A 25,254-nucleotide genomic window follows, 5' to 3' on the forward strand; every position below is an offset into this window, starting at 1 on the left:
TAGAGCCCGAAATGCTTCAGAGGTAAGCGGGAGGCGGCCCGCGCGCAGGCAGAGGTGCGGCGGTGATGGCGGCGATGCGCGCCCGCTCCACGGGCTGCAGCGCATGCCACAGCGGTGACTCGGTAGGGGGCGGCAGCTGCAGCGCGGTCGGAGGGGGGGCGGCATGGGGCAGGCACATGGGGCAGTCGAGGTGACCCGCGCCCAGAACGCTGCCGCCGTCTTCGCCCTTGACGATCAGCTTGACCGCGCCGGTGCTGGTGCAGATCAGCTCAAACCCCTGAGACTGAATCAGCGGCGCGGCAGCCGCGACCCCCATGGACAGTGCCAGCCATGCCATCACGCACCGGCCCAGCAGGCAGGTGGCTATGCGGTGAAGCGGTTGCAAGGTCATGGGGCGGACGGTGCTGATATGCGTGCGCATCATACGTCGTCTGCCGTCTCAGACCATGCGTGAAAACCGCCGCACAAGCCCTGCTGCAGGTGCAAAGTGCTGTGACTTCAAAGACAAAACCCGGCGCAAGGCCGGGTCCGAAAAACTGTCACGCCCTATGTGAGAGATAGCAAGCAAGCGCCTGGGCGGCCCCGCCGCCGCGCAGCGAGGGCTGCCCCAGCGAGGGCTGCCCCAGCAAGGGCTGCCCCAGCGAGGTTGTCGTCCCCCTCGTGAGGGGGAAGGCGCGTCAGCGCCTCAGGGGGGCTGTTATGGGGTTACTGCCCTGCAACGTGTTTGCGCAGGTGCTCCAGAGCTTCTTCCACCTGGTCCACCAGCACCAGGCACAGGTCGCCGGGCTGCAGGCGCTCCAGTGCGTGGTCGATGGCGAGAAACTCGCCATGGATCTCGGTGCTGTAGCTGGTGCGCGGCGCGCCTTCCAGGCCCTTTTTCAGCAGGGCCAGCACTTCGCCATCCACGCGGCCACGCTGGCAGGCGTCCTGATAGAGCACCACTTCGTCGAACACCTTGCCCAGAATCTGGGTCTGTTCGGTGATGTCCTGGTCGCGGCGGTCACCGGCGCCCGAGATCACCACGCTGCGGCGCTTGGCAGGCATGGCTTCCACGGCCTGGGACAGCGCGCGAATGGCGTCCGGGTTGTGGCCGTAGTCGGCAATGATGGTGGCGCCCTTGTAATCCATCACATTGAAGCGGGCAGGGGCGTTGTCGCTGTCGTTGAGGAAGCCGGCCAGACCGCGGCGGATGGTCTGCCAGGGCAGGCCGGCCGCCCAGGCGGCGCCGATAGAGGCCATGACGTTCTCCACCTGGAAGGTGATGGTGCCGTTGCGGGTCAGCGGAATGTCACGCAGCGCGATGCTCTCGCGCCAGGATCCTTCAGCGGCCACGATGGCGTCGCCATCGACATAGACCACGCGGCTGCCCTGGGCACGGTGCGTAGCCATGACGGGGTGGTGGCGGTCGGCGGCGAAGAAGATGACCTTGCCCGGGCAGACATGGGCCATGGCCGCGACCAGCGGGTCGGCGGCGTTGAGCACGGCATAGCCCGTAGGCGCCACGTTCTGCACGATGACGCGCTTGAGCACGCCGACATCTTCCTTGGTGGTGATGAAGTTCAGGCCCAGGTGGTCGCCTTCGCCCACGTTGGTGACCACGGCGACCTGGCAGCGGTCAAAGCCCAGGCCTTCGCGCAAGATGCCGCCGCGTGCGCATTCCAGCACGGCCGCATCGGTTTCGGGATGGGCCAGGGCGTTGCGCGCACTCTTGGGGCCGGAGCAGTCGCCGCTGTCGATCTGGCGACCGTTGACATACACGCCATCGGTGTTGGTCATGGCGGTGCGCCAGCCATGCGAGGTGAACAGATGGGCGATCACGCGCGTGGTCGTGGTCTTGCCATTGGTGCCGGTGACGGCAACCAGGGGGATGCGACCGTCGTCGCCGGGCGCGAACAGCTCGTCCACCATGGGAACGCCCACATTGCGGGGGCGGCCGAAGGAGGGCGCCAGGTGCATGCGCAGGCCAGGGGCGGCGTTGACTTCCACAATGCCACCGCTTTGCTCTTCCAGGGGCTTGAGCATGGTTTCGCAGACCACGTCCACGCCGCAGATATGCAGGCCGATGGTCTGTGCGGCCTCGATGGCGCGGGCGGCGATTTCGGGATGCACGTCATCGGTTACATCGGTGGCGCTGCCGCCGGTGGACAGATTGGCGTTGTTGCGCAGCACCACGCGCTGTCCCTGGGCGGGCACGCTGTCAGGCGTCAGGCCTTCGCTGGCAATGCGGGCGATGGCGATATCGTCCAGACGCACTTTGGTCAATGCCGTGCCGTGGCCGGAGCCGCGGCGCGGGTCCTGGTTGACGATGTTCACCAGCTCGCGGATGGTGTGCTGGCCGTCGCCCAGCACCTGGGGAGGCTCGCGGCGGGCGGCAGCGACCAGCTGGCCGCCGACGACCAGCATGCGGAAGTCATGGCCGGGCAAAAAGCGCTCGACGAGGATCTCGTCGCCAAACTCGCTGGCGGTCTTGTAAGCGGCTTCCAGACCTTCGCGGGTGGTGATGTTCACCACCACGCCCTTGCCCTGGTTGCCGTCCTGGGGTTTGACCACCACGGGCAGTCCCACTTCCTGGGCCACGGCCCAGGCGTCTTCCACGTCGGTGACGGGGCGGCCCATGGGCACGGGCACGCCGGCTGCATGCAGCAGGCGCTTGGTCAGGTCCTTGTCCTGCGCAATGGATTCGGCCACGGCGCTGGTGGAGTCCAGTTCGGCGGCCTGAAAACGGCGGGCGCGAGAGCCCCAGCCCAGCTGTACCAGAGAGCCGGTGGTCAGGCGACGGAAGGGAATGCCGCGCGCTACGGCGGCATCGACGATGGCGCCGGTCGAGGGGCCGATACGGTCGTCCTCGTCCAGCTCGCGCAACTCGGCAATCGTTGCGTCGGCGTCGAAGGGCGTGTCGTTCAGTGCGGCCTGAATCAGGGCTTCGGCGCGCTCCATGGCCAGCTTGCCCACGGATTCCTCGGTGTACTCGACCACCACCTGGAAGGTGCCTTGCTCCACGGTTTCATGGGTGCGGCTGAAGGTGACGGGGCAGCCCGCCTGGGCCTGCAGCGATAGGGCGGCAACTTCCAGCACATGGGCCAGCGACAGGCGCTGGTCTGCGCCATGCGGCTGCAGCGTACCGATGGTGGGGAAACGCGCACGCAGCTTTTCTTCAAAGCCGGGCATGGCCGTGTACAGCAGCTCGCTGTCTTCGCAGTGCACGATGGCTTCGATGGCGGTGCTGCGGGTCCAGAGGTTGGGGCCGCGCAAGGCTCGGGTGCGAGTGATCTGCATAGTGTTTCTTTCAGCTGGATTTCAAGCTATTTCTTGGTTTGACGCTTATCTGATAAGCGTCAGCAGCTATATCTGTTGAAGCGTTTATGAGGCAATCAGGCCTGGTATTCAAAGGTCTTGATGCCGGCGCCGATCAGCTCGGGCGTGATGTCCAGGGCCCAGGCGGTGGCGATCGCAGCCAGCAGCGCGCTGGTGTCGGGGCGCTTGCCGCCGGCCAGGGACAGCGCTTGCAGCGTGCCCAGCACGCGTTCCTGGGTGCCGGTGGCCAGCACCACGTTGCTGCCCTTGATGAAGACGGCGCGGCCGCCTTCGTGACGGGCTTCGGTGTTGGCGCGGTGGGCGGCGACAAATTCATTGTCGGCGCCGGTGGCGTAGAGAATGACTTCGCCGTCGCACAGCTCGGCCAGATCGGCCACTTCGGGCAGGTCGGCGTTGAGCACGCCCGCACCTTCGTCCAGCACCACGTCGATCTGGGTGCGCATCACGCGGCGCATCTGGCCGGGCTCCAGCACATCGTGATCGGCCAGTTGCTCGTAGCCGTCCATGTCGGTGACCACGCCGACCAGGCAGCGGTCATAGGCCAGGCCTTCTTCCAGAATGGAACGGGCCGTGGTCTGGATGACGGCGGCTTCGGCCAGGCGGTTGGTCAGCAGGCGATGGGCGCCGGCCCAGTTGGCGGTATTGGTTTTTTGTGTCTGGCGATTGGCGAGAAACATGCCTTCGCCGCTGGCCACACCGGTCAGCTTGCCCGACAGCTGCAGCAGCCAGCCGACCAGGCGCGAGATGAAGGCGTTGTTGCGTGTGCCCACAATGCCGACCACGGGGATGCGACCGGCGCCGGCACCGTCTTCGCGGGGGAAGAGATGGTCGGCAATGGCCATGCCCACGGGGCGCGGCGCGCCGCTGGTGGGCTTGAGATGCATCAGCAGGCCGGGGCCGGCGTTGACTTCCAGAATCGCGCCCTGGCCCTGCATGGGCTTGGAGACATCCTTGAGGATCATGTCCATGCCGGCAATGTCCAGGCCGACGATCTTGGCGGCCAGCACGGCGTAGTAAGCCACGTCGGGGTGCACGTCGTCCAGGCAGTCGATGGCCATATTGCCGTTGCGCTGCAGCAGCACGCTCTGGCCCTGGGGAATCACGCTGTCGGGCGTCACATGCTGGCGATTGAGTTCCAGCTTGACGGCGCCGGCTTCCAGATTGATCCAGTCCAGTGGGTATTCCTGCTCGGGACCGCGGCGCGGGTCCTGGTTCAGCACTTCCACCAGCTCGCGCAGCGTGGCATTGCCGTTGCCATAGACGGAAACCGTCTCGCCCTTGGTGGCTGCCACCACCTTGCCGCCCACGACCAGCAGGCGGTGCTCCACGCCGTCGATGAATTTTTCGACGATCACGTCCGAGCCTTCGGGCTGCGCCAGTGCAAACGCGGCCTTGATGTCCGCTTCCTTGGACAGCTCCAGGGTCACGCCACGGGCATGGTTGCCGTCCGAGGGCTTGACGGTCACGGGAAAGCCGATGTCCTGCGCCACTTCCCAGGCTTCTTCGGGCGATGCCACGATCTGGCCTTCGGGCACGGGCACGCCGCAGGCGGCCAGCAGGCGCTTGGTGAAGTCCTTGTCCTGGGCAATGCCTTCGGCGATGGCGCTGGTCTGGTCGGACTCTGCCGTCCAGATGCGGCGCTGTGCCGCGCCATAACCGAGCTGCACCAGATTGCCGTCGTTCAGGCGGATATGGGGGATGCGGCGCTCGCTGGCGGCATCGACGATGCAGCCGGTCGAGGGGCCCAGGTAACGGTCGTTGATGGCCGTCTTGATGGCATGCACGGCGGGCTTGAGGTCGAACGGCTCGTCATTGATGGCCGCCATCAGCAGCTTGTGCCCGTATTCCAGCGCCACGCGGGCCACGGCCTCTTCGGGGCAGCGGAACACCATGCGGTACACGCCGCGCCTGGAAATTTCGCGGGTCTGACCGAACTCGGCGGGCATGCCGGCCAGGTTCAGCAGCTCGATGATGACATGCTCCATCACATGGCCCATCCAGGTGCCGCCTTCCAGGCGCTGGATGAAGCCACCGCGCTCGCCGACGCCACAGGTGTGCTCGATCAGGTCGGGTAGCCAGCTGGTCAGGCGCTCGTTGAGGCCGGGAATCTTGTTGGACGGATAGTCCTCCAGCTCTCCCAGATCCAGCCAGACCTCCAGTACCGGGCGGTAGGTCCAGACACTGGGGCCACGCAGGAAAGTTGTGCGCAAGAGTTGGATGTCGTTGAATTTCGCCATGTTGATCAGCGGATAGGAATGAGGAGAGCAGGTTTTCTTAAACTCCTGCCCCTGATAGGTTGGCATTGTGCGCCCAGAATCTGCATTGTGAAGCTTGTCAGCCTAAATGCAGGTTCGCGCGTTAACCAGGGTGTATCGGACGTCAGGCGCAGCCATATTCACCATGCGATACGGTTGCCCGCATGACTCTTGGAGCCGCCATCGGCGGAGAAAAATAACTCAACATGCAACATCACCATACTGTGGACGCCTCGGCAGTCTTCGCCGGCCCCCTGGGGGGCGAGCTGCGAGCAAGACTCGCTGAACATGAAAACGTATTAGCCGTCGTCCCGGTTGACCTGAGTGCGGATTTGCAGTTCGGCAGCGGCCTGCTGGCCCTGACCCAGGAGCGTCTGCTGGCCTGCGATCCCAAGACCCAGCAGTGGCGTGAATGGTCCCTGGCGGTAGATCAAAGCCTGCGCCTGCAGGACCATGGCGGTGTGGGCAATCTGGAGCTGCATGACCCTCGCGAGCGTCTGGCGCACTGGCTCATCACCCTGAAGCACCAGACTGCCATGCTGCAGCTGATGCAGCAGTTCGACCGCCAGCGCGAGCGTATTGCCCGTCAGGAGGTCTACAGCGCGGTCAGCGAAGAGGATGTGGCGCATTGCCCGGTCTGCCACTCGGTGCTGCCGCCCGATACCGAAGAATGCCCTGCCTGCGCACGCCAGCAGGCGCCCCAGACCTCCACCTGGGTGCTGCTGCGCCTGTGGCGTTTTGCCAAGCCCTATCAGGGCCAGCTGCTGCTGGGTTTCCTGCTGACCCTGGCCACCACGGCGGCCCAGTTGGTGGCACCTTATCTGACCATCCCGCTGATGGACAAGATCCTGATCCCGTTCCAGAACGGTGAAAAAATCGACCGGGATCTCGTCTTCTTCTATCTGGGCATGCTGCTGCTGTCGGCGCTGCTGGCCTGGGCATTGGGCTGGGGACGTACTTTCGTGCTGGCCAAGGTGTCCGAGCGCATAGGCTCCAATCTGCGCACCACCACCTACAACCATTTGCTGAACCTGTCGGTGGATTACTACGGCAGCAAGCGCACGGGAGATCTGATGGCGCGTATCGGTGCCGAAACCGATCGCATCAATCTGTTTCTGTCGCTCAACGCACTTGATTTTGCAACCGATGTGCTGATGATCGTGATGACATCGGCCATCTTGTTCTCCATCAACCCCTGGCTGGCGCTGGTCACGCTGGTGCCGCTGCCTTTCATCGCCTGGATGATCCATACCGTGCGCGACCGCCTGCGCACCGGCTTCGAGAAGATAGACCGCGTCTGGTCCGAGGTGACCAATGTGCTGGCCGACACCATTCCCGGTATCCGCGTGGTCAAGGCCTTCGCCCAGGAAAAGCGTGAAGCAGACCGCTTTGCCGACGCCAACCTGATCAATCTGCAGGCCAACGACAAGGTCAACAAGACCTGGTCGCTGTTCACTCCCACGGTGACGCTGCTGACCGAGGTCGGCATTCTGGTGGTCTGGGGCTTCGGCATCTATCTGGTGGCCGGCGGCTCCATCACGGTCGGTGTGCTGACCGCATTCATCGCCTATATCGGCCGTTTCTATACCCGCCTGGATTCGATGAGCCGCATTGTCTCGGTCACGCAGAAGGCTGCTGCCGGTGCCAAGCGCATCTTCGACATCCTCGACCATGTGAGCAATGTGCCCGAGCCCAGCAACCCCGTGAAGCTGCCCGGCAAGGCCAAGGGCGCCATCACCATGGAGGATGTGGGCTTTCGCTACGGCAGCCGTGCCGTCATCAAGCATCTGAACCTGCAGATCAAGCCCGGCGAGATGATCGGCCTGGTCGGTCACAGCGGCTCGGGCAAGAGCACCCTGGTCAATCTGATCTGCCGTTTCTACGACGTCTCCGAGGGCTCCATCCAGCTCGACGGTGTGGATGTGCGCCGCATGTCCGTGTCCGACTACCGCAGCAATATCGGCCTGGTGCTGCAGGAGCCCTTTTTGTTCTTCGGCACGATCGCCGAGAACATCGCCTACGGCAAGCCCGACGCCACGCGCGAGGAAATCGTGGCTGCTGCACGTGCCGCCCATGCCCACGAGTTCATCCTGCGCCTGCCTCACGGCTATGACTCCCTGGTCGGCGAGCGCGGCCAGGGCCTGTCGGGTGGCGAGCGCCAGCGCATCTCCATCGCGCGTGCGCTGCTGATCGATCCGCGCATCCTGATCCTCGACGAAGCCACCTCGGCCGTGGATACCGAGACCGAAAAGGAAATCCAGAAGGCGCTGGACAATCTGGTCCAGGGTCGCACCACGATCGCCATTGCCCACCGTCTGTCCACCTTGCGCAAGGCCGACCGTCTGGTGGTCATGGATCGTGGCGAGATCGTCGAAGTGGGCCCGCACGATGAGCTGATGGACCTCAAGGGCCATTACTTCCGTCTGTACGACGCGCAGGCGCGCCGTGCCGAAGAGGATGCGCAAGCGGCCGGCCTGAAGTTGCAGACCAAGGAACCCCAATGATCGAAGCTCCCCAATCCAATCTGAACGGCATGCAGCTGGTGCGCAACGCCCATGGCCGTCTGGTGCTGACGCTGGGCAACGGCCTGGTCTACGAAGCGGTCGTTCCCGTGCGTGCATTTCCCATCGCGGCGCCTGCCGAAGGGCTGTCGCTGATCGCCGCCGATGGCAAGGAAGCGTTGTGGGTGGCCCGCATGGCAGACCTGCAGCCCGAGCATCGTCAGCTGATCGAGCAGGACCTGGCAGTGCGGGAGTTTGTGCCGACCATCGAGCGCATCCTCAAGGTCTCCAGCTTTTCCACCCCCAGCACCTGGGAGCTGCAGACGGACCGCGGCCTGACGCAGATGGTGCTCAAGGCCGAGGAAGACATCCGCAAGCTGGCCGGTCGCACCCGACTGCAGATCACCGGCCAGGATGGCGTGCAGTACCGGATTCCCGACAGCAGCAAGCTGGACCGGCATTCGCGCAAGCTGCTGGAGCGCTTTCTGTAAGCCGCGCAGCGCAACGATCTCAAGGGCCTCGCATAATTGCGAGGCCCTTTTTTTGTATCAAATTGCAGGGTGACGCTTGATATATATAGGCTAATAGCTATCAAAACAGGATTGAAAATAATCCTACAGTTTTCTCAAGCGTGGCCGATAACAGGGCGAGATAGCTGATTTTCCGCCTGCACCTTTTTACTGCCGAGGGCCAAGCCATGCAAATTCCACCTCTAGACCGGACACAGACGCCCTGGCGTACCCAGGGGGCTGATTTGTATTCCACAGGCGCCTCTGGCGCCGCACCGGTGCGTCCCGTGAATGCGGTGAATGCCCCAGAGTCGGTTGACAAGATCGGCGAGGGCCGCACGGTGCGCGAACCCGAGAAGCCCTCGGCTCCCGATACCGAGAACCGCGACTGGACGCTGGCCGAGGAGGTCAAGCAAAAGGAAGAGGTCGAGGAGCCGCCCAAGGAGCCCATCTCCAAGCAGCTGATTGAGTTCATCCAGTCCATGTGGCGCGCCAGCGCCCAGGCGGTGGAGCAGGCGCAGGAAACCAGCAAGTCGGAAGATCTGCTGCAGAACAAGCAGACGGCGCGCAATGAGCCGCTGACTTATTCCGAGCCCAGGGTCAAGCGCAGCGGCAACGCCAAGTAAGGCGATTGCTTTGATTTTGATAGCTGATTACGCTTGATATTCAAGCGATTCAGCTATCTTTATACCTTATTTGCTTTCAGGGTCAGCGCTATCTGCTTCTGATTTGTAAGTGTCGTCCTTGGCCGGCGCAGCCGCCACGGCTTCGGCGGCCTTGGCCTTTTCACGCGCTGCCCGGTATTTGACGGCAAAGGCGCGCACTTCCTCATAGGTGACGAAGCCGTCCTTGTTGGTGTCGGTTTCGTCAAAGGCGGCGGCCAGCTTGGGGATGATGGCCACTTCCTTGCGACTGAGCTTGCCATCCTGATTGAAGTCCAGCATCTTGAACTGTTGCTGGGCCTTGATCTCGCCCTTGGAGAGCTGGGTTCCCTGTCTTTCCCCCATCTTGTCGCCGGCGGTTTCCTCGGCGCGCACCGTGGGCAGCAGCAGTACGGCGCTGGTCAGCAGCACGCCCATGGCGGTCTTCATGACCGAGCTGCTGCGCGCGACGATGGGGTGGTTCTTGGCTTTTGACATAGCGATATAGATGAGGGCCATGACGGCATTCTCAAGCTCCGGCCCGCAGCACTTTCAAAGTTTTGCATTCGCTTGCCGGACTTTGCCAAGCTTTACGTAGGCAGCGCCGCCTTGTCATGGGCAATGCCGCTGCGCACATGGCCCGAGGGAACATGTCCGGCCGCATTGCGCACATGGCCGGTCTGGTCGTCGAAGAAGAAGTCGGGCTCGAACTCGCGCAGAAAACCGCCCTTGGCCAGTCCGCCGAGGAACATGGCCTCATCGACATCGATCTTCCAGTCCATCAGCGTATTGAGCGCGCGCTCATGGGCCGGGGCGCTGCGCGCCGTGACCAAGGCCGTGCGCACGCGCATGCCGGCCACATCGGCCTGCTGCAGCCGGTGCAGGGCGGCCAGCAGGGGCTTGAACGGGCCTTCGGGCAGCGGCTGGGCGGCTTTTTCGAGCTCATGCTGCTGGAATGCCTCCAGGCCCTGGGCCTGGAAGATGCGTTCGGCCTCGTCGGAGAACAGCACGGCATCTCCGTCGAAAGCGATGCGCACCTCGCGCGGATGGCTGCTGCTGGCACGCATGGAGTCGGTGAACACGTGGGCGGCCGGGTAGCCCAGCTGCAGTGCCTGGGTCACGTCATCGGCATTCGCAGACAGAAACAGCTGGGCTCCCAGCGGGCGCAGATAGCCGAAGGGGTCGCGCCCCTGGGTGAACACGCCGCGCTGTATGGAGTGCAGGCCGTGGGCCTTGGCCGAGCGGAAGACGCGCATGCCGCTGACGGGGTCGTTGCGCGAGAGCAGCACCACCTCCACATGCTGCTGTCCCTCGGTGTTGAAGGCCAGCAGCTTCTTGACCAGCGAGAAGGCCACGCCCGGTGCGGCAGGCACGTCCAGCCGCTCGCGCTGCAGGCGCAGATAGCTCGCGGGGTCGCTGTCTTCGAAGAGGCGGTTTTCCTCCTCGAAATCGAACAGGGCTCGCGAGGAGATGGCAACGACGAGCTTGTCGTTCAGGGTCATGGCCATGGCGGTACGGCTTTGAGCGGATGTGCAGACAAGGTCCGATGATACGCAGGCCGAAGCTCCCTCACCAGTTGGCTTCGCGCTCGGGCGTGGCACTGATGTGGTGGATGGACAGATCGGCGCCGTCGAATTCCTGCTCCTGGCTCAGACGCAGTCCCATGGTTTTCTTGAGCAGGCCATAGACCAGCAGGCCGCCCAGCGCGGCCCAGGCCACGCCCATCAGCGTGCCTATGAGCTGGGCCAGCGGATGCACGCCGCCAAGCCCGCCCAGTGCCTGCGTGCCGAAGATGCCGGCCGCAATGCCGCCCCAGGCGCCGCACAGACCGTGCAGCGGCCACACGCCCAGCACATCGTCGATCTTCCATTTGTTCTGCGTCAGCGTGAACATGAATACAAAGATGGCGCCGGCGGCAGCCCCCACGACCAGTGCCCCCAGAGGATGCATCAGATCCGAGCCCGCGCAGACCGCGACCAGGCCGGCCAGCGGGCCGTTGTGCACAAAACCCGGGTCGTTTTTGCCCACGGCCAGGGCGGCCAGCGTGCCGCCCACCATGGCCATCAGCGAGTTCACGGCAACCAGACCCGAGATCTTGTCCAGACTCTGGGCACTCATCACATTGAAGCCGAACCAGCCCACGATCAGAATCCAGGCGCCCAGGGCCAGAAAGGGGATGCTGGAGGGCGGTGTGGCGGCAATCGCTCCGCCCTGGCGGTAACGGTTGCGGCGCGGGCCCAGCAGCAGCACGGCTCCCAGGGCGATCCAGCCGCCCACGGCGTGCACGACCACGCTGCCGGCAAAGTCATGGAATTCGGCGCCGGTCAGCGCCTTGATCCAGGCCTGCACGCCGAAATGCTGGTTCCAGGCAATGCCCTCGAAGAAGGGGTAGATCAGGCCCACGATCATGGCGGTTGCGATCAGCTGGGGCCAGAACTTGGCGCGCTCGGCAATGCCGCCCGAGATGATGGCGGGAATGGCAGCGGCAAAGGTCAGCAGAAAGAAGAACTTGACCAGGCCGTAGCCGTTGAGTGCCGCCAGCTGCTCGGCGCCCACGAAAAAGTGCGTGCCGTAGGCCACGCCATAGCCGAGAGCGAAATAGACCACGGTGGAGACCGAGAAGTCGACCAGGATCTTGACCAGGGCATTGACCTGGTTCTTGCGGCGCACGGTGCCCAGTTCCAGGAAGGCGAAACCGGCGTGCATGGCCAGGACCATGACGGCGCCCATCAGAATGAACAGGGCATCCGCGCCCTGTTTTAGTGCTTGCATGAAAACGCTCCAGCTGAAATTTGCTATTTATTGGTGCGAAATTGCGGAAAAAATCCGCAATGCACTAAAAGAAAGCAAGAATTGCGCCAAGCTGGAGTGGGCGCTTCCGCACCGTTGCGGGCGCGGCCGGCCTATTTGACGAACTGGTTGAGCTGGATGATGGGCATGAGCACGGCCAGCACGATGAGCATGACCACCAGCCCCATGACGACGATCAGCAGGGGCTCCAGAATCGTGGCCAGGTGCATGGCACGGCGCTGGACCTCGGTGGACAGCTGGGTGGCGGCACGCTGCAGCATCAGCGACAGCTGGCCCGTCTGCTCGCCCAGCCGCGCGAACATGGCAACCAGGCCCGGAAAGCGCTTCTTCTGAGCCAGGGCCGAGGCCAGTGGCGCACCTTCGCGCACCAGCACCAGCGCATCCATGGCATCGGCGCGCAGGGCGCGGTTGTTCAGCGTCTCGGCGGCGGCCTGCAGGGCCTTGAGAATGGGTACGCCCGCTCCGGCCAGCATGGCCAGCGTGCCGGCAAAGCGCGCCGCGTTATAGCTGCGCGAGAGCCGGCCTATGAGCGGCAGACGCAGCCACTGGGCATCGAAGCGCTCGCGAAAGGCCTCGTTCCTGAGCGCCAGCCGAAGGCCCACGGCAGCCAGCAGCACCACGGCCAGCATGAACCAGCCGTAGTGGCGCACAAAGTCGCTGATGCCGAGCATGACCACGGTGAGAAACGGCAGCGCACGCTTGGTGCCGGCAAACACGCCGGCCACCTGCGGCACCACATAGCTGACCAGAAAGACCACGATGACGATGGCCACCAGAGTCACGATGGCCGGATACAGCGAGGCGCCGATGAGCTTGGACTGCAAGGCCTGGCGCGCCTCCAGGTCGTCGGCCAGGTTTTCCAGCACCGGGCCCAGGCTGCCGCTGGATTCGCCGGCACCGATCACGGCGCAGAAGATGTCGGAAAACTCGCGTGGGTGCTGCTCCAGTGCCCTGGCAAAGCTGGAGCCGGCATTGACTTCGGCCCTCAGCGCTGCAACCAGTTGATGCTGGCGTTCGTCCTCGGCTTCCTCGGCCAGCGCGGCCAGCGCGCGCTCTATGGGCAGGCCCGAGCTGACCAGCCCCGAGAGCTGGCGCGTCCATACCGCCAGACTGGTGGAGTTGAAGACCGGGCGCGTGAACCATCCGGAAGCGCCGGTGCGGTCCTGGCCCTTGCCTGCGGCGACGGGCTCGACCTGCAGCGGCACCAGGGCCTGGCTGCGCAGCTGGCTGCGCGCGGCACGGGCGTTGTCGGCTTCCAGGGTGCCCTTGCGGGTCTGGCCCTGGGCATCCAGGGCTTCAAAGGTAAAGGCGGGCATGCGCGAATCGATCTGAGAGGTGAGGGGTTAGAACGTAAACACGTTCTCAGGATGGTAGCGACTAATGATGTCAGCACATCGGCATTGGAGAGCGCGCAGCAGACTTGAGGCAGGTCATGACGGGCGCAGGCTGGGTCGGCACAATGGCCTGCCGATTCAAGAATGCGAGGTTTCGATGCTCAAGGACAAGGTTGCATTGGTGACGGGAGCTGCGTCCGGCATAGGCCGCTGTGTGGCGCTGACATGGGCCAGGGAAGGCGCGCGCGTGGTGCTGGCCGACCTCAACGAGGAGCAGGGCCATGAGAGCGCAGCCCTGGTGCGCGAGCTGGGCGCCGAGGCACTGTATCTGCGCGCCGACGCCGGCAGCGCGGCGGATCACGAAGCACTGGTGGCCTTGACCATGCGCCACTTCGGCCGCCTGGATGTGGCCTGCAACAACGCCGGCATCGGCGGAGCCAGTGCACCCACGGCCGACTATCCACTCGATGCCTGGGAGCAGGTGCTGCGCGTCAATCTCTCGGGCGTCTTCTATGCCTGCAAATACCAGATCGCCGCCATGCTGCAGGGCGGTGGCGGCTCCATCATCAACATGGCGTCCATACTCGGCGCCGTGGGCTTTGCCAACTCTGCAGCTTATACGGCCGCCAAGCATGGCGTGCTGGGCCTGACCAAGGCCGCCGCGCTCGAATATTCGGCCAGGGGCGTGCGCGTCAATGCCGTGGGGCCGGGCTTTATCCACACTCCTATGATCAGCGGTCTGGAGCAGGACCCGGCTACGCATGCGGCGCTGGTGGCGGCCCACCCCATGGGACGCCTGGGCCAGCCCGAGGAGATCGCCGAGCTGGTGGCCTGGCTGGCCAGCGACCGCGCGTCGTTTGTGACGGGCGCTTATTACCCGGTCGACGGCGGCTACCTGGCACGCTGAGTGCTCTGCAGCGGCTTGCTATAGGTTTTGATGACCCTGCGCCTGACTGGCGATCGCTGCAGGCCAAAACCTTTAAACGACCGGCGCCATGGCGGCGGCTTGCATATCGCCGTCGATCTCGTCGGCGCGCACCGAGGCTGCACGCTGCAGCAGCGGCGTGGCATAGGCCTCGAATTCGGGCCGCTTGGGCAAGCTGCCGTCCATCATGCTCCATCCGATGTAGCTGGCCAGATACAGATCGGCGGCCGTGAAGTGGTCGCCGCAGACATAGCGTTTTCCGGCCACCGCATGCAGCAAGGTGTTCAGCACATCGTCAAAGCGGCCAAAGCCTGCGCTCATGGCCTGCTGATGCGTTTGCGATTGCAGCCAGCCTTCGTTGCGGGCGGTTGTGACGGCCTCCACCGGCCCGGCGACAAAGAACAGCCAGCGAAAGTAGCTGGCCCGTTCCGGGCTGCCCATCACCGGGGCCAGTCGTTTCTCGGGGAAAAGCTCGGCCAGATAGGCGAGGATGGCTCCGGTCTCGGTGATCACGGCATCGCCATGCTGCAGCGCCGGTACCTTGCCCATGGGGTTGATGGACAGGTACTCGGGCGACTTCATCTCAGGTCCGAATTCCAGCTCAACGGTTTCATAGTCGGCACCGCATTCCTCCAGCATCCAGCGCACCATGCGGGCGCGTGATCTGGGGTTGCTGAAAAAGCGCAGCTTGGGCTGGTGAGATGTGGACATTGCGGCTCTCCTTGACGGGCTGTTGTGACATGGCAAAAACGCCATGCAGCCAATGTAGGAGCGGGGGCTGACAGTTTCTGTCAGCAGCGCCGTTCAATCCAGCGTATAGCCGGTTTCGTCCAGCCAGCGCTGTATCAGTGCCTGGCGCCTTTGCGGATAGCGTTCGCCCAGATCCTCCAGCGAATCCACGCGGTCGGCGCGAAAGTGACGAAAGGCCTGGCGCAATTCGCACCATGCCGATACCACGCGGCTGCGCTCGAAGTAGGCCATGGCAAACGGCCAGATCCGGCGCTGGCTCGGCACGCCATGTTGGTCACGGTAGTGCAGCACGACCTTGTGTTCGGCACGGATGGCGCGGCGCAGCGCCGCCTGCCACGGCTCGGCCGGCGGGTCGTTCTGCATATTGGGAACCAGCAGGCCGCTGGTGTCGACGGCGATGCGCAGCTCCAGTGGCAGTGCCGAACGGATGCGGTCCATGGCGGCGGTGGCAGCCTGGGCCAGTTGCGGATCGGCCTGCAGGCTGGCCCAGCGTGCGCCCAGCAGCAGCGCCTCCAGCTCGTCGGCGTTGAACATCAGGGGCGGCAGCAAAAAGCCGGGCCGCATCTCGAAGCCTATGCCGGGGTCGCCCAGAATGTCGGCACCCTGAGTGCGCAAGGTTGCGATGTCGCGGTACAGCGTGCGCAGGCTGACGCCCAGCGCCTGGGCCAGCTCGGGCCCGGTCTGCGGCTGACGGGCGCGGCGCAGCGTATCCAGCAATTGCAGCAGACGGGCGGAACGGCTCATGGGCGAAATTCGAGAGGTGAACGACGCAGGAGTTTGGCATGCTCTCATGCCGGGACGCCGGTCTGTCGCTATCCCTGAGCTTCCTCCTGCCGCACAGCGAGAGAGGAGGGCGCTGCCATGATCGCTCAGGCGGCGGTGTTCATGGCGCCAGCCGTGATCTCCAGACTGCGCAGGCGCAGCTCGGCGTCATAGACATCGCTGACGATCATGAATTCATCGGCCTGGGTCTCGTCGGCCAGCTTTTGCAGGCCCTGGCGCACGGTATCCGGGCCGCCGATGACGCCCACGGCCAGAAAATCGGCAATCGCCGCCTGGGCGCGCCCGTCCAACTGCTCCCAGAAGTCCGGTATCGGGGGCATGAGACGGGTGCGGTTGCCGGTCAGGATGCCGAGCACGCGCTGATAGGTGCTGCTGGCCAGAAACCGGGCCTCTTCATAGCTAGGGGCTGCAATCACGGGCACGCCGACAATCGCGTAAGGCTTGGCCAGTGTGGCACTGGGCTTGAACATCTGGCGGTACAGGGCCAGGGCCTGGTGCAGCATGCGCGGCGCAAAGTGCGAGGCAAAGGCATAGGGCAGGCCCATGTGTGCAGCCAGCTGGGCCGAGAACAGGCTGGAGCCCAGCAGCCAGATCGGGACATGCGTGCCCGCGCCCGGCATGGCGATGATGCGTGCTCCATCCTGGTGATCGCCCAGCAGGCGCTGCAGCTCCTGTACGTCGCGTGGGAAGTCCTCCTCGGTCTCCACGCGGTCGCGGCGCAGGGCGCGCATGGTCGCTGCGTCAGTGCCCGGCGCGCGGCCCAGACCCAGGTCGATGCGGCCCGGGTAGAGCTCGGCCAGCGTGCCGAAGGCCTCGGCCACCACCAGCGGTGCATGGTTGGGCAGCATGATGCCGCCCGAGCCTACACGAATCTTCTGCGTGGCACCTGCGATGTGGCCGATCAGCACGGCTGTGGCCGAACTCGCAATGCCCGGCATATTGTGGTGCTCGGCCAGCCAGTAGCGGGTGAAGCCCAGCTTCTCGGCCTGCTGCGCGGTGCGCACGGCAATCTGCAGAGCATCGGCCACCGTTGCGCCTTCGCGCACGGCGACCAGGTCCAGCATGGACAGCTTGACGTTGTTCAGGGATTTCATGGCGATTGATCTATATGGTTTTGATAGCTTGCAGCGTTTTTGGGGTCAGCGTTTACGGCCGATCTCACGTCCAAAAACAATGCCGACCAGCACACCCCAGGCCAGCAGCACGGCGGCCATGGCGTAGTAGGTGCTGCCGGCTTGCATGGCGAATACCGAGCCCAGCAAGGCCACCAGCGCCGCCATGCGGATCACGCGGCGCAACTGGTCCACGGGCAGGCGGGCCTTGAGGTTGAACAGCACGGCGAGGCTGATGACAGCCAGGGCGATCAGCAGCAGAAACAGATCGCCGCCATAGGGCTGGACGGAAGTGCGAAGGTTTTCAAGCATGGCAACGATTCTGGCAAAGGCTCAATGACCGCTGCTGACTGAGGCCATGCATGAAAAAAGCCCACCATGAGGTGGGCTGTGCAGCGAGGCGGGGAGTCAGTTCAGGCCGAGGGCGGCAAGCAGCGCATCGGCTGCAGTGCCATTGAGCCGCTGCTGATTGCTGACCATCTGCTTGTCCCGATAGCCGACATAGGTGATGCCGCCCCGTTCGACGAACAGGCGGTAGTTCTGGAAGTTGCTGACATTGAGCTGGGTGGGCTCCTGCGTGAAGCGCAGCACCTTGGCATCTGCCTGGGTGGCGATGCTGTAGTTGCTGACCAGGATCGTCTTGCAGGTGGACACTCCGTTGATGAACAGGGTCCGGTTGTTGGGCAAGGTGCTCATATCGCCCTCACATTCATAAAAGCGTGCGCGCTGCTCGCCGCCGTTCTCGAAACCCACCATATAGCGCTTGTAGGCAGCACTGCCATCGGGCTTGAGATAGTCGCGGCGGCCGACCAGCACGCGCGAGTTGTTGCCGTGCACTTCGGCGGCCGAGACATTGGGCGCGAAGTCGCCGGCGTTCCACGCGATGAATTCCGCAAGCGTGGCGCTGCGCCAGGTGCTGGTGTCAGGGTTGTTCGGGGCGTCGGCACGGGCAATGGTGGCGCGGTTGGCGTTGTTGCTCAGGTAGTAGTCGCTGCCGCCCAGATCGGTGACGGTGCGATAGCTGAGCGTGGAGCCGCTGGGGAAGGTCGTTTCGGCGGGAACCTGATCGGGCCTGGGGCCCCAGCTGGCAAAGCTGCCGTCGGCCGCGTCCTGCCACGGTGCGGAGCGGATCTCGGTGACGATATCGCGCATCTTCAGGCCGGTGATATTGCGCACGCTTTGCTTGGCTCTGCTGGCCAGGCTCTTGCAGTACAGGGATTCGGTCTCGCCGCTGGCAAGGCTGGTGACCTGCTGCACGAAATCGGTGGGACAGGCAAACCATTCGCTGCCGGTCCAATAGACCTGCGGCCGGGTCCAGGGCTGCTCCAGGCCGCCAGCCACGCGCTCGCGGAATTCCGTGAAATAGCGTTTGCCGTTGGCATCGGGCGTGTTCTGCTCGGCCGTGGCTTCGAAAGCCCGGATGTAGTAGTTGCTGGTGTCGCTAAAGCTGAGCCAGCGCAGCTGCGTGCTCGGCGCGGGGGCGCCGGCCTCGGGGCTGCTGGATTGCGACTGCATGGCTGCGATCAGGCCCACATTGCCGGCCGTGACGCCCGAGGCGCTGGCCACCTGCTGGGCGGCGGTCTCCATGGCGGATTGCTTGTCCTTCATGGAGGTGCTGGTGTCGCTGAGGGCGGGGTTGTCCAGCACGGCCGTGGCCAGGGTTTGCAACTGCTGCAGCAGCACGCTGTTGACGGCGGCATTGAGCTGCACCGAAGTCAGCGGTGCGCCGTCGACGCCTGTGGCGCCCGCCGTGTTGGTGAGCTGGGTCTGGGTGGTCACCACGATCAGGCGCGCCATGGTGGCGGCCAGCTTGCCGGCGTTGCTGCCGTCCTGGGTGAAATCCGCCAGCGCCGAAGCGCCCAGGCCCAGCTGGCTCTGGATGGCTGCTGCCGCATCGCTGGTGCTGCTGCCCGTGGCCCGGCTGTGCGCCTGCACCAGGGTGCTCAGCGGGCTGACGACGCCAGGCTGATCGGCGGGCGCTCGGAGCATGAAGGCCACGGGAACGGCTCCAGTGTCGGCATCGACGGAGTCCTTGGTGACCAGGGCCAGAATCGGGAACTTGCCCACATCGGCCTCGGGCACTTCCAGGCTGGCCTGGCCGGAGGCATTGGTGACGGCACTGGGCTCTTCACTGTCACAGCTGCCGTTGTCATTTCTGTCCAGGCAGACTTTGACGTTCTGCAAGGCGCCGTCGATCACGGTGGTGGAGATCGATTTTGTGGCCGGAGCCGGGGCGGGCGACGGAGCGGGAGACGTGCTGTCGCTGCCGCCGCCGCAGCCGGCAATGGAGGCAATCAGGATCAGGGTGCCCAGGGACACTGAGCGGCGGATGAATGGTGTGGTGGCGGGGGCTTGTGACATGGCGGCCTTTGGTTGAGAGAGTGGCTGCCTTGTTTGTAAGTACTTGTTGTCGCGAAAACATCACCAAAATGGGCGAAGGGTTTGCAGCGATTTCAAAGTGTGAGTAAATGAAATAAATCCCCGGCGAAGGGCCATCAGGCGCTTGCTGTGGCGAGCCTTGGAAGGGGGCTCTATGGCGGTAGCGCATCTGCCTTTGGTGTTGCAGGAACGGGTTCCTGCATTGATAGCGGCCATCTACGAGTCGGCGCTGGAGCCGGTGCGCTGGCAGGGCTTTCTGGCCCTGTTCGGTTCGGCACTGCGTTCGCCGGCCAGCGTGATCTGGGCCAACGACTTCGCGCAGCGGACGGTGGATCTGGACGGGGGCTTCGGCACTTTCGGCGCCAGCCAGGGCTTTGCCACCGCCGAACTCGAAAGCTTTGCCGCGCACTACTGTCAGTGCAATGTCTGGCTGCAGGACCAGAGCCTGCATAGACCGGGCACGGTGGTGAATTCCTCCACCCTGTTTCCCGACCAGAGCCTGCCGGGTACCGAATGGTATGGCGACTGGCTGCAGCCCCAGGATCTGTTCTATTCCTGCGCGGCCGTGGTCGACAACCAGCATGACCGCTCGTTCAACATCACGGTTGTCAGGCCGCATGCGGTGGGCGCCTACAGCGCCGAAGAGCTGGGCCTGGTGCAGCAGCTCATGCCGCATCTGCAGACCGCGTTTGCGATGCACCGACGCCTGTACCGCACCCAGGCATTGCTCAACGCATCGCTGTCCGTGCTGGAGGATCTGCCGGTGGGCGTGGTTCTTCTGGACGAACGTGCTGCCGTGATGCATGCCAGCAGCCGGGCCTTGCGCCTGATGGAGCAAAGCCAGCTGATATATCGCGCAGCTGACGAGAGCCTGCAGGCCACCAATGCCGCAGACCAGCGCTGGCTGCAGAAAGCCATGCGGGACTGTGTTGCCACAGGGCTGGGCAAGGGGCAGCACCACGGCCGGGCCAGCCGCTTCACAGGGCTGGCTGGACAGCAGCTACAGGTCATGGTGTCGCCCTTGCCCCTACATAGCAGTCCCTATGGCGAGCGCAGTGCCGCCATGCTGCTGATCAGCGATCCGGCGCTGAGCATTCCCTCGTTGCAGGAGTTGCTGCGCAATCTGTACCGGCTCACGCTGGCAGAGGCTCAGCTGGCCCAGGCGCTGATCAATGGCTGGACCCTGCAGGAGTTCGCCGAGAGACAAGGCCTGTCCATCCATACCGCGCGTTCGCAGTTCAAATCGGCGGCGGTCAAGGTGGGGGTGGGGCGGCAGGCCGATTTCGTGCGCGTGCTGCTCACGGGCCCGGCCATGCTGCGCTGGCGCGAGTGAGCCCGTGGCCTCTCAGTCGCGCGTGACGCGCATGACCTCGGCCTGGGTGGTGATGCCTTCGCGCACCAGGCGTTCGCCGTCCTCGCGCATCAGCTGCATGCCTGCCGCCATGGCGGTCTCGCGAATCTCTGCCTCGCTGGCGCCGCGATGGATCTGGGCGCGAATGGCGTCGTCCACCGCCAGCAGCTCGAAGATGCCGGTGCGGCCCCGGTAGCCGCTGGGCTCGCTCTGGTCGACCTTGCGCACCAGGCGCTGTGCCAGCACTCCCAGCAGTGAGGACGACAGCAAAAAGGGTTCGACCCCCATGTCGATCAGGCGGGTGACGGCGCTGGGCGCGTCATTGGTGTGCAGCGTGGCCAGCACCAGGTGGCCGGTGAGCGAAGCCTGGATGGCGATCTGCGCGGTTTCGAAGTCGCGGATTTCGCCGATCATGATCACGTCCGGGTCCTGGCGCAGCAGGGCGCGCAAGGCCTTGGCAAAGGTCAGCTCGATCTTGGCGTTGACCTGGGTCTGACCCACGCCGGCCAGCTCATATTCGATGGGGTCTTCCACCGTCATGATGTTGCTGTGGCTGGCATCCATGCGCTGCAGCGCGGCGTAGAGCGTGGTGGTTTTGCCCGAGCCCGTGGGGCCGGTGACCAGCACGATGCCGTGGGGCTGCGCCGTGAGATGGGTAAAGCGCCTGAGCGTCTCGCCGCCCATGCCAACGGCTTCCAGACTGAGCTTGCTCTCGCTCTTGTCCAGCAGACGCAGCACGGCGCGCTCGCCGTGGGCACTGGGCAGGGTGGAGACGCGCACGTCAATGGCTCGCGTGCCCAGGCGCAGGCTGATGCGCCCGTCCTGGGGCAGGCGTTTCTCGGCAATGTCCAGGTCGGCCATGATCTTCAGGCGACTGATCAGGGCGGCGTGCAGGGCCCGGTTGGGTTGCACCACCTCGCGCAGATCGCCGTCCACGCGAAAGCGCACGCTGGAATGGCGCTCGTAGGGCTCGATATGGATATCCGAAGCACCGTCGCGTGCCGCCTGCGTGAGCAGGGCGTTGAGCATGCGGATGATGGGGGCGTCGTCCGCGGTCTCCAGCAAGTCCTCCACGGCTGGCAGCTCCTGCATCATGCGCGTCAGATCGGCATCGGACTCTACCTCGCTGACCACCATGGCCGCGCTGGAGTCGCTTTGCGCATAGGCCGCGCTGATGCGATGGGCCAGCGCGCCGCTGTCCAGCAGCTGCCAACGCTGCACCGCATGCTTGCGCTGCACTTCGGAGATGGCCGACCAGTCGGGATGCGGACCATGCCAGAGCACGGGCTCCTGGCCGTCATCTTCGATCAGCAACTGGCTGCTGCGGGCAAAGCCATAGGGCAGGGGGTAGCGCATGCGTGGCTTTCGCTTACAGGGTGCCCGGGGGCAGGGTGGCGGGCGTCACAGGCGTCACGGTCACGGGCTGGCCGTCCACCGTGGGCTGGCCTGGGCGCGTGAAGTCCACGATCTCGGGCTTGGCTCCAGGAACGATGGCCACATTGGGCACGCTTGCCGGTGCAGCGCCGCTGGATGCGGGCAGCAAGGGCGCGGCATTGACATTGCGCATCAGCAGATTGGGGTCGGGCTGCACGGTTTGCTGCATGCCGCGAATGGACTCATAGCGGTCCTGCGAGAGCTGGCTGGTGGAGCTGGCGTCACGCAGCACGGTGGGGCGCAGAAACACCATCAGATTGGTTTTCTTGCGCTCGCGGCTGGTGTTGCGAAACAGATTGCCCAGCAGTGGAATATCGCCCAGCAGCGGCACGCGTTCCTGGCTCTGGCTGTATTCGTCGGCAATCAAGCCGCCCAGCACCACGATGGCACCGTCCTCGACCAGCACATTCGACTCGATGGAGCGCTTGGTGGTGGTTGCGCCGGACTGGGCGTTGGCTGTGCCCTGCTTGACTGCCGAGTTCTCCTGATAGACGGCCATCTTGATGGTGCCGTTTTCGTTGATCTGCGGACGAATCTTGAGCAGCGTACCCACGTCCTTGCGCTCATAGGTGGTGAAGGGATTGACGGAGCCCGAGGTGCCGGCGGTGTTGGTATAGGAGCCTGTGGGGAAGGGCACGTTCTCGCCGACCATGATGCTGGCTTCCTCGTTGTCCAGCGTCATCAGATTGGGTGTGGAGAGAATGTTGGTGTCGCCGTCGCCCTGCATCAGGTTGACCAGGGCACCCAGGCTGGTGTTGCCGTTGACGTTCTGGGTGAAGCCCAGGTTCATGCCCTTCATGCCGCCGATCGCCGAGGCCTGGCTGTCGGTCAGGGGCGTGCCGTTGACCAGATTGCCAACGGCCCCCGACAGGCCGAAGATGTTGGAGATGCCGCTGATGGAGGTGCCGTTGCCGAGCACGCCCAGCACGCGGCCGTTGTTGCGGATCACCGAACTCCACTGCACGCCCAGCTGGGCTGCCTTGTCGGCGGAGACTTCGACAATCAGGGCTTCGATCAGCACCTGGGCACGGCGGCCGTCGAGCTTGTCGATGACGGTGCGCAACTGGCGGTACAGAGGGCCAGGAGCCGTGATGATCAGCGAGTTGGTCGTGGGGTCGGCCTGGATCATGCCGCCCGTGGAGGGCTGCTGGGCAGTGCCGAAGCGGGAGCTGGGGCCGCTGTTGCCGCCGCCCAGGCCTACGGTGGCGCTGCCGTCCGTGCCGCGCGAGATCACGGGCTGGGAGCTTGCTGCATTGGTGGTCGAGCCGGCGGCCGCCGTCATGCCCGGCTGGCCACCCAGGGCGGTGCTGGCGCTGGTCTGGGCGTTGATGGCGGCACGCAGCGTGGCGGCCAGAGACACTGCGTCGGCGTTCTTGAGATACACCACATGGATGTTGCCGTCGTCACCGTTGCCAGTCATGGCCGGCTGGTCCAGACGCGCGATCAGCGAGCGGATCTGCGACAGCTTGGCCGGGTTGGCCGCACGGATCAGCACCGAGTTGCTGCGCGGCTCGGCCAGTATCGAGGTGCGGAAGCTGGTGTCTGCCTGGCCTGCTGCCGCACCGGCTCCGGCCTGGACCACGCCGCCTGCGGTGGCAGAGCCGCCTTCCATCAGGCGATTGACCAGGGCCACCATATCGGCGGCAACGGCATGGCGCAGCGCGATGACTTCCACGTCGGTGGCGTTGGAGACATCGGTGCTGGCGATGATGCGCGAGATGCGCTGCAGATTGTCGGCGTAGTCGGTGATGATCAGCGAGTTGTTGCCGGGGTTGACGTTGATGGTGTTGTTGGGGCTGATCAGCGGCCGCAGCACGGGCACCAGATTGTTGGCGTTCTCGTAGTTGAGCTTGAAGATCTGCGTGACGATCTGTCCGCCGCCGGCCTGACTGCCGCGTCCGCCCTGGCCGACGGAGACCTCGCTGGACTGCAGCTTGGCATCGGCTTCGGGAATCACCTTGAACAGGCCCGCCGACTCCGTCACCGTGAAGCCCTGCATGCGCAGTGCCGCCAGGTACTGCTGATAGGCCGTGGCAGGCGAGACGGCCTTGTCGGTCAGCAGCGTGATCTGGCCCTTGACGCGCGGATCCACCACTACGTTGCGATTGGTGATGGCGGCCATGGCGCGCGACACGGCCTCGATATCGGCATTGGTGAAGTTCAGCGTGACGGGCTCGCCTGGTCGCAAACTAGGAGTGGCATTCGCTTGTCCGCTCTGGGTTTGAGCATGAATAGGTGCTGAAATGCAGACGGCAAGCGAGGCAACAGCTATCGAATGCAGTGTGTTTTGCCAGGCGGTGCGTGAATGCTGAGTCATGGGTCAACCAAAGGTGATGATGGAGCGCGCACCCTGGCGGCGCCCCAAGATATTAAGCAAGTTCGACAGAGCGGCTTCGCGCTCGGGGCTGGCAGAGGCTTCGCCCCTGAAGTGCAGGCGCGAGCCCACCCATTGGCCCTGGCCGCTGAGCTGCAGGTCGCCGCCCAGCGTGGTCAGATTCAGCTGGGCATTGTCTCCGCCCTGTATATCGAGGCGGTAGCTGCCAAGGGGCCTGAGCGACGACAGTCTGGACGATACGGCCAATGCTTCCAGCCGTGTCAGCCCCTGGTTGGTGGCCCGGCCGGCGCGATACTGCAGTGTCAGCCCGACCGTGGACAGGCGCAACTGACCTTGCAGGGCCACGGTGTTCCAGGGCGTGCCCAGTCCGGCCAGCATGTCGGCGGGCAGTTGCAGCATGCTGTCCTTGAAGCGCACCGTCATGGCGTTCCAGCCCGGCTGCAGCTGCGCCAGCATCGGGGTGCTGGTGCAGCAATCGCTTTGCAGGCTGATGCTGGCGCCGCTCAGGCTGGGTCGCAGTGTCCAGTTCAGGCGCGTGGGCAAGCTGCTCTGGTCCTGGCTGTCCTTGCCGCCGGTCAGCACCAGTCTGGCCGAGCCGCGCCAGAGCGTGCCGCGCGGCTCCTGCAGCTGTACCTGGTCGGCTGTGATCGATTGCACGCCTGTGGCCAGCCAGGCCGCCGGGGCATGGATGAGCAGCGCCAGCAGGCCGCCGAGCAAGGCTCCGCCAACAGCCCAGCTGCGCGGCGAACGCGGCTCGCCTGGCTCACGCGGTCTGCGCGAGGCTTTGCTGGTGGGGCGTGAAGTGCTCAGGCTCATGGT

At 64.7% G+C, this 25,254-nt stretch carries 20 protein-coding genes; 5 read left to right on the plus strand and 15 right to left on the minus strand.

From position 1 onward, the window contains the following. Positions 1 to 16: 16 nt before the first annotated feature. The 3 genes from DFO48_RS05360 to cphA (DFO48_RS05370) form a co-directional block, all read right to left on the minus strand. Positions 17 to 391 (minus strand): hypothetical protein, encoded by a 375-nt coding sequence (locus DFO48_RS05360; RefSeq protein WP_199406966.1) that lies wholly within the window; start codon positions 389 to 391, stop codon positions 17 to 19. Positions 392 to 705: 314 nt separating this feature from the next. After that, positions 706 to 3,276, minus strand: coding sequence for a cyanophycin synthetase (gene cphA / locus DFO48_RS05365; protein WP_003074236.1), 2,571 nt, complete (start codon positions 3,274 to 3,276; stop codon positions 706 to 708). A 95-nt stretch (positions 3,277 to 3,371) separates the two neighbouring features. Continuing rightward, entirely contained in the window at positions 3,372 to 5,552 is a 2,181-nt protein-coding gene (gene cphA, locus DFO48_RS05370) for a cyanophycin synthetase (RefSeq protein ID WP_003074234.1), read from the minus strand. Positions 5,553 to 5,776: 224 nt separating this feature from the next. On the opposite strand from cphA (DFO48_RS05370), the gene DFO48_RS05375 reads away from it, so the two are divergent. The 3 genes from DFO48_RS05375 to DFO48_RS05385 all read left to right on the plus strand — a co-directional run bounded on the left by DFO48_RS05375 (position 5,777) and on the right by DFO48_RS05385 (position 9,206). Beyond that, positions 5,777 to 8,074 (plus strand): ABC transporter ATP-binding protein, encoded by a 2,298-nt coding sequence (locus DFO48_RS05375; RefSeq protein WP_003058836.1) that lies wholly within the window; start codon positions 5,777 to 5,779, stop codon positions 8,072 to 8,074. Beyond that, on the plus strand, positions 8,071 to 8,562 hold the full coding sequence (locus DFO48_RS05380; protein WP_003058835.1) for a DUF1854 domain-containing protein: 492 nt from the start codon (positions 8,071 to 8,073) through the stop codon (positions 8,560 to 8,562). Before DFO48_RS05375 ends, DFO48_RS05380 begins: the two co-directional genes overlap by 4 nt. Before the next feature lie 206 nt (positions 8,563 to 8,768). Further along, positions 8,769 to 9,206: a hypothetical protein gene (locus tag DFO48_RS05385; protein WP_003058834.1), complete on the plus strand. Its 438-nt coding sequence runs from the start codon at positions 8,769 to 8,771 to the stop codon at positions 9,204 to 9,206. A 66-nt stretch (positions 9,207 to 9,272) separates the two neighbouring features. Here DFO48_RS05385 and DFO48_RS05390 read toward each other — a convergent pair whose 3' ends face one another. From DFO48_RS05390 to gspF, 4 genes are all read right to left on the minus strand, one after another. Next, positions 9,273 to 9,740 carry an EF-hand domain-containing protein gene (locus DFO48_RS05390; RefSeq protein WP_114862792.1) on the minus strand — a complete coding sequence of 156 codons (468 nt, stop codon included), beginning with the start codon at positions 9,738 to 9,740 and terminating at the stop codon, positions 9,273 to 9,275. 71 nt (positions 9,741 to 9,811) lie between these two features. Further along, on the minus strand, positions 9,812 to 10,729 hold the full coding sequence (locus tag DFO48_RS05395; protein WP_003074223.1) for a 5'-nucleotidase: 918 nt from the start codon (positions 10,727 to 10,729) through the stop codon (positions 9,812 to 9,814). A gap of 61 nt (positions 10,730 to 10,790) precedes the next feature. After that, positions 10,791 to 11,993 (minus strand): ammonium transporter, encoded by a 1,203-nt coding sequence (locus tag DFO48_RS05400; protein WP_003058831.1) that lies wholly within the window; start codon positions 11,991 to 11,993, stop codon positions 10,791 to 10,793. Positions 11,994 to 12,124: 131 nt separating this feature from the next. Beyond that, positions 12,125 to 13,348 (minus strand): type II secretion system inner membrane protein GspF, encoded by a 1,224-nt coding sequence (gspF, locus tag DFO48_RS05405; RefSeq protein WP_114862793.1) that lies wholly within the window; start codon positions 13,346 to 13,348, stop codon positions 12,125 to 12,127. Between the two features lie 175 nt (positions 13,349 to 13,523). Here gspF and DFO48_RS05410 point away from each other — a divergent pair, with 175 nt between their 5' ends. Further along, positions 13,524 to 14,273 (plus strand): SDR family NAD(P)-dependent oxidoreductase, encoded by a 750-nt coding sequence (locus DFO48_RS05410; RefSeq protein WP_003074221.1) that lies wholly within the window; start codon positions 13,524 to 13,526, stop codon positions 14,271 to 14,273. A gap of 72 nt (positions 14,274 to 14,345) precedes the next feature. On the opposite strand, the gene DFO48_RS05415 is transcribed toward DFO48_RS05410, so the two are convergent. The 5 genes from DFO48_RS05415 to DFO48_RS05435 form a co-directional block, all read right to left on the minus strand. Then, positions 14,346 to 15,002 (minus strand): glutathione S-transferase family protein, encoded by a 657-nt coding sequence (locus DFO48_RS05415; RefSeq protein ID WP_003058827.1) that lies wholly within the window; start codon positions 15,000 to 15,002, stop codon positions 14,346 to 14,348. Between the two features lie 93 nt (positions 15,003 to 15,095). Next, a complete protein-coding gene (locus tag DFO48_RS05420) occupies positions 15,096 to 15,785 on the minus strand; it encodes a YafY family protein (RefSeq protein ID WP_003058826.1) in 690 nt (229 codons plus the stop codon). A 125-nt stretch (positions 15,786 to 15,910) separates the two neighbouring features. Then, a complete protein-coding gene (locus tag DFO48_RS05425; protein WP_114862794.1) occupies positions 15,911 to 16,918 on the minus strand; it encodes an LLM class flavin-dependent oxidoreductase in 1,008 nt (335 codons plus the stop codon). Between the two features lie 45 nt (positions 16,919 to 16,963). Further along, a complete protein-coding gene (locus DFO48_RS05430) occupies positions 16,964 to 17,248 on the minus strand; it encodes a hypothetical protein (protein ID WP_003058824.1) in 285 nt (94 codons plus the stop codon). Positions 17,249 to 17,344: 96 nt separating this feature from the next. Further along, positions 17,345 to 19,297 (minus strand): hypothetical protein, encoded by a 1,953-nt coding sequence (locus DFO48_RS05435; protein WP_114862795.1) that lies wholly within the window; start codon positions 19,295 to 19,297, stop codon positions 17,345 to 17,347. Between the two features lie 172 nt (positions 19,298 to 19,469). On the opposite strand from DFO48_RS05435, the gene DFO48_RS05440 reads away from it, so the two are divergent. After that, complete coding sequence (locus tag DFO48_RS05440; protein WP_003074212.1) at positions 19,470 to 20,648, plus strand: helix-turn-helix transcriptional regulator; 1,179 nt, start codon at positions 19,470 to 19,472, stop codon at positions 20,646 to 20,648. Positions 20,649 to 20,660: 12 nt separating this feature from the next. Here the strand turns inward: DFO48_RS05440 and DFO48_RS05445 are convergent, their stop codons facing one another. The 3 genes from DFO48_RS05445 to gspN are packed head-to-tail and all read right to left on the minus strand — an operon-like array spanning position 20,661 to position 25,251. After that, entirely contained in the window at positions 20,661 to 22,022 is a 1,362-nt protein-coding gene (locus tag DFO48_RS05445; protein ID WP_003058821.1) for a GspE/PulE family protein, read from the minus strand. 13 nt (positions 22,023 to 22,035) lie between these two features. Beyond that, positions 22,036 to 24,417, minus strand: a complete 2,382-nt coding sequence (gene gspD / locus DFO48_RS05450; protein WP_034348288.1) for a type II secretion system secretin GspD — start codon at positions 24,415 to 24,417, stop codon at positions 22,036 to 22,038. A 3-nt stretch (positions 24,418 to 24,420) separates the two neighbouring features. Continuing rightward, positions 24,421 to 25,251: a type II secretion system protein N gene (gene gspN, locus DFO48_RS05455; protein ID WP_114862796.1), complete on the minus strand. Its 831-nt coding sequence runs from the start codon at positions 25,249 to 25,251 to the stop codon at positions 24,421 to 24,423. Positions 25,252 to 25,254: the final 3 nt, after the last annotated feature.

Origin of the sequence: Comamonas sp. AG1104 (genome assembly GCF_003350425.1) — a bacterium.
Taxonomy (GTDB): Bacteria; Pseudomonadota; Gammaproteobacteria; order Burkholderiales; family Burkholderiaceae_C; genus Comamonas; species Comamonas testosteroni.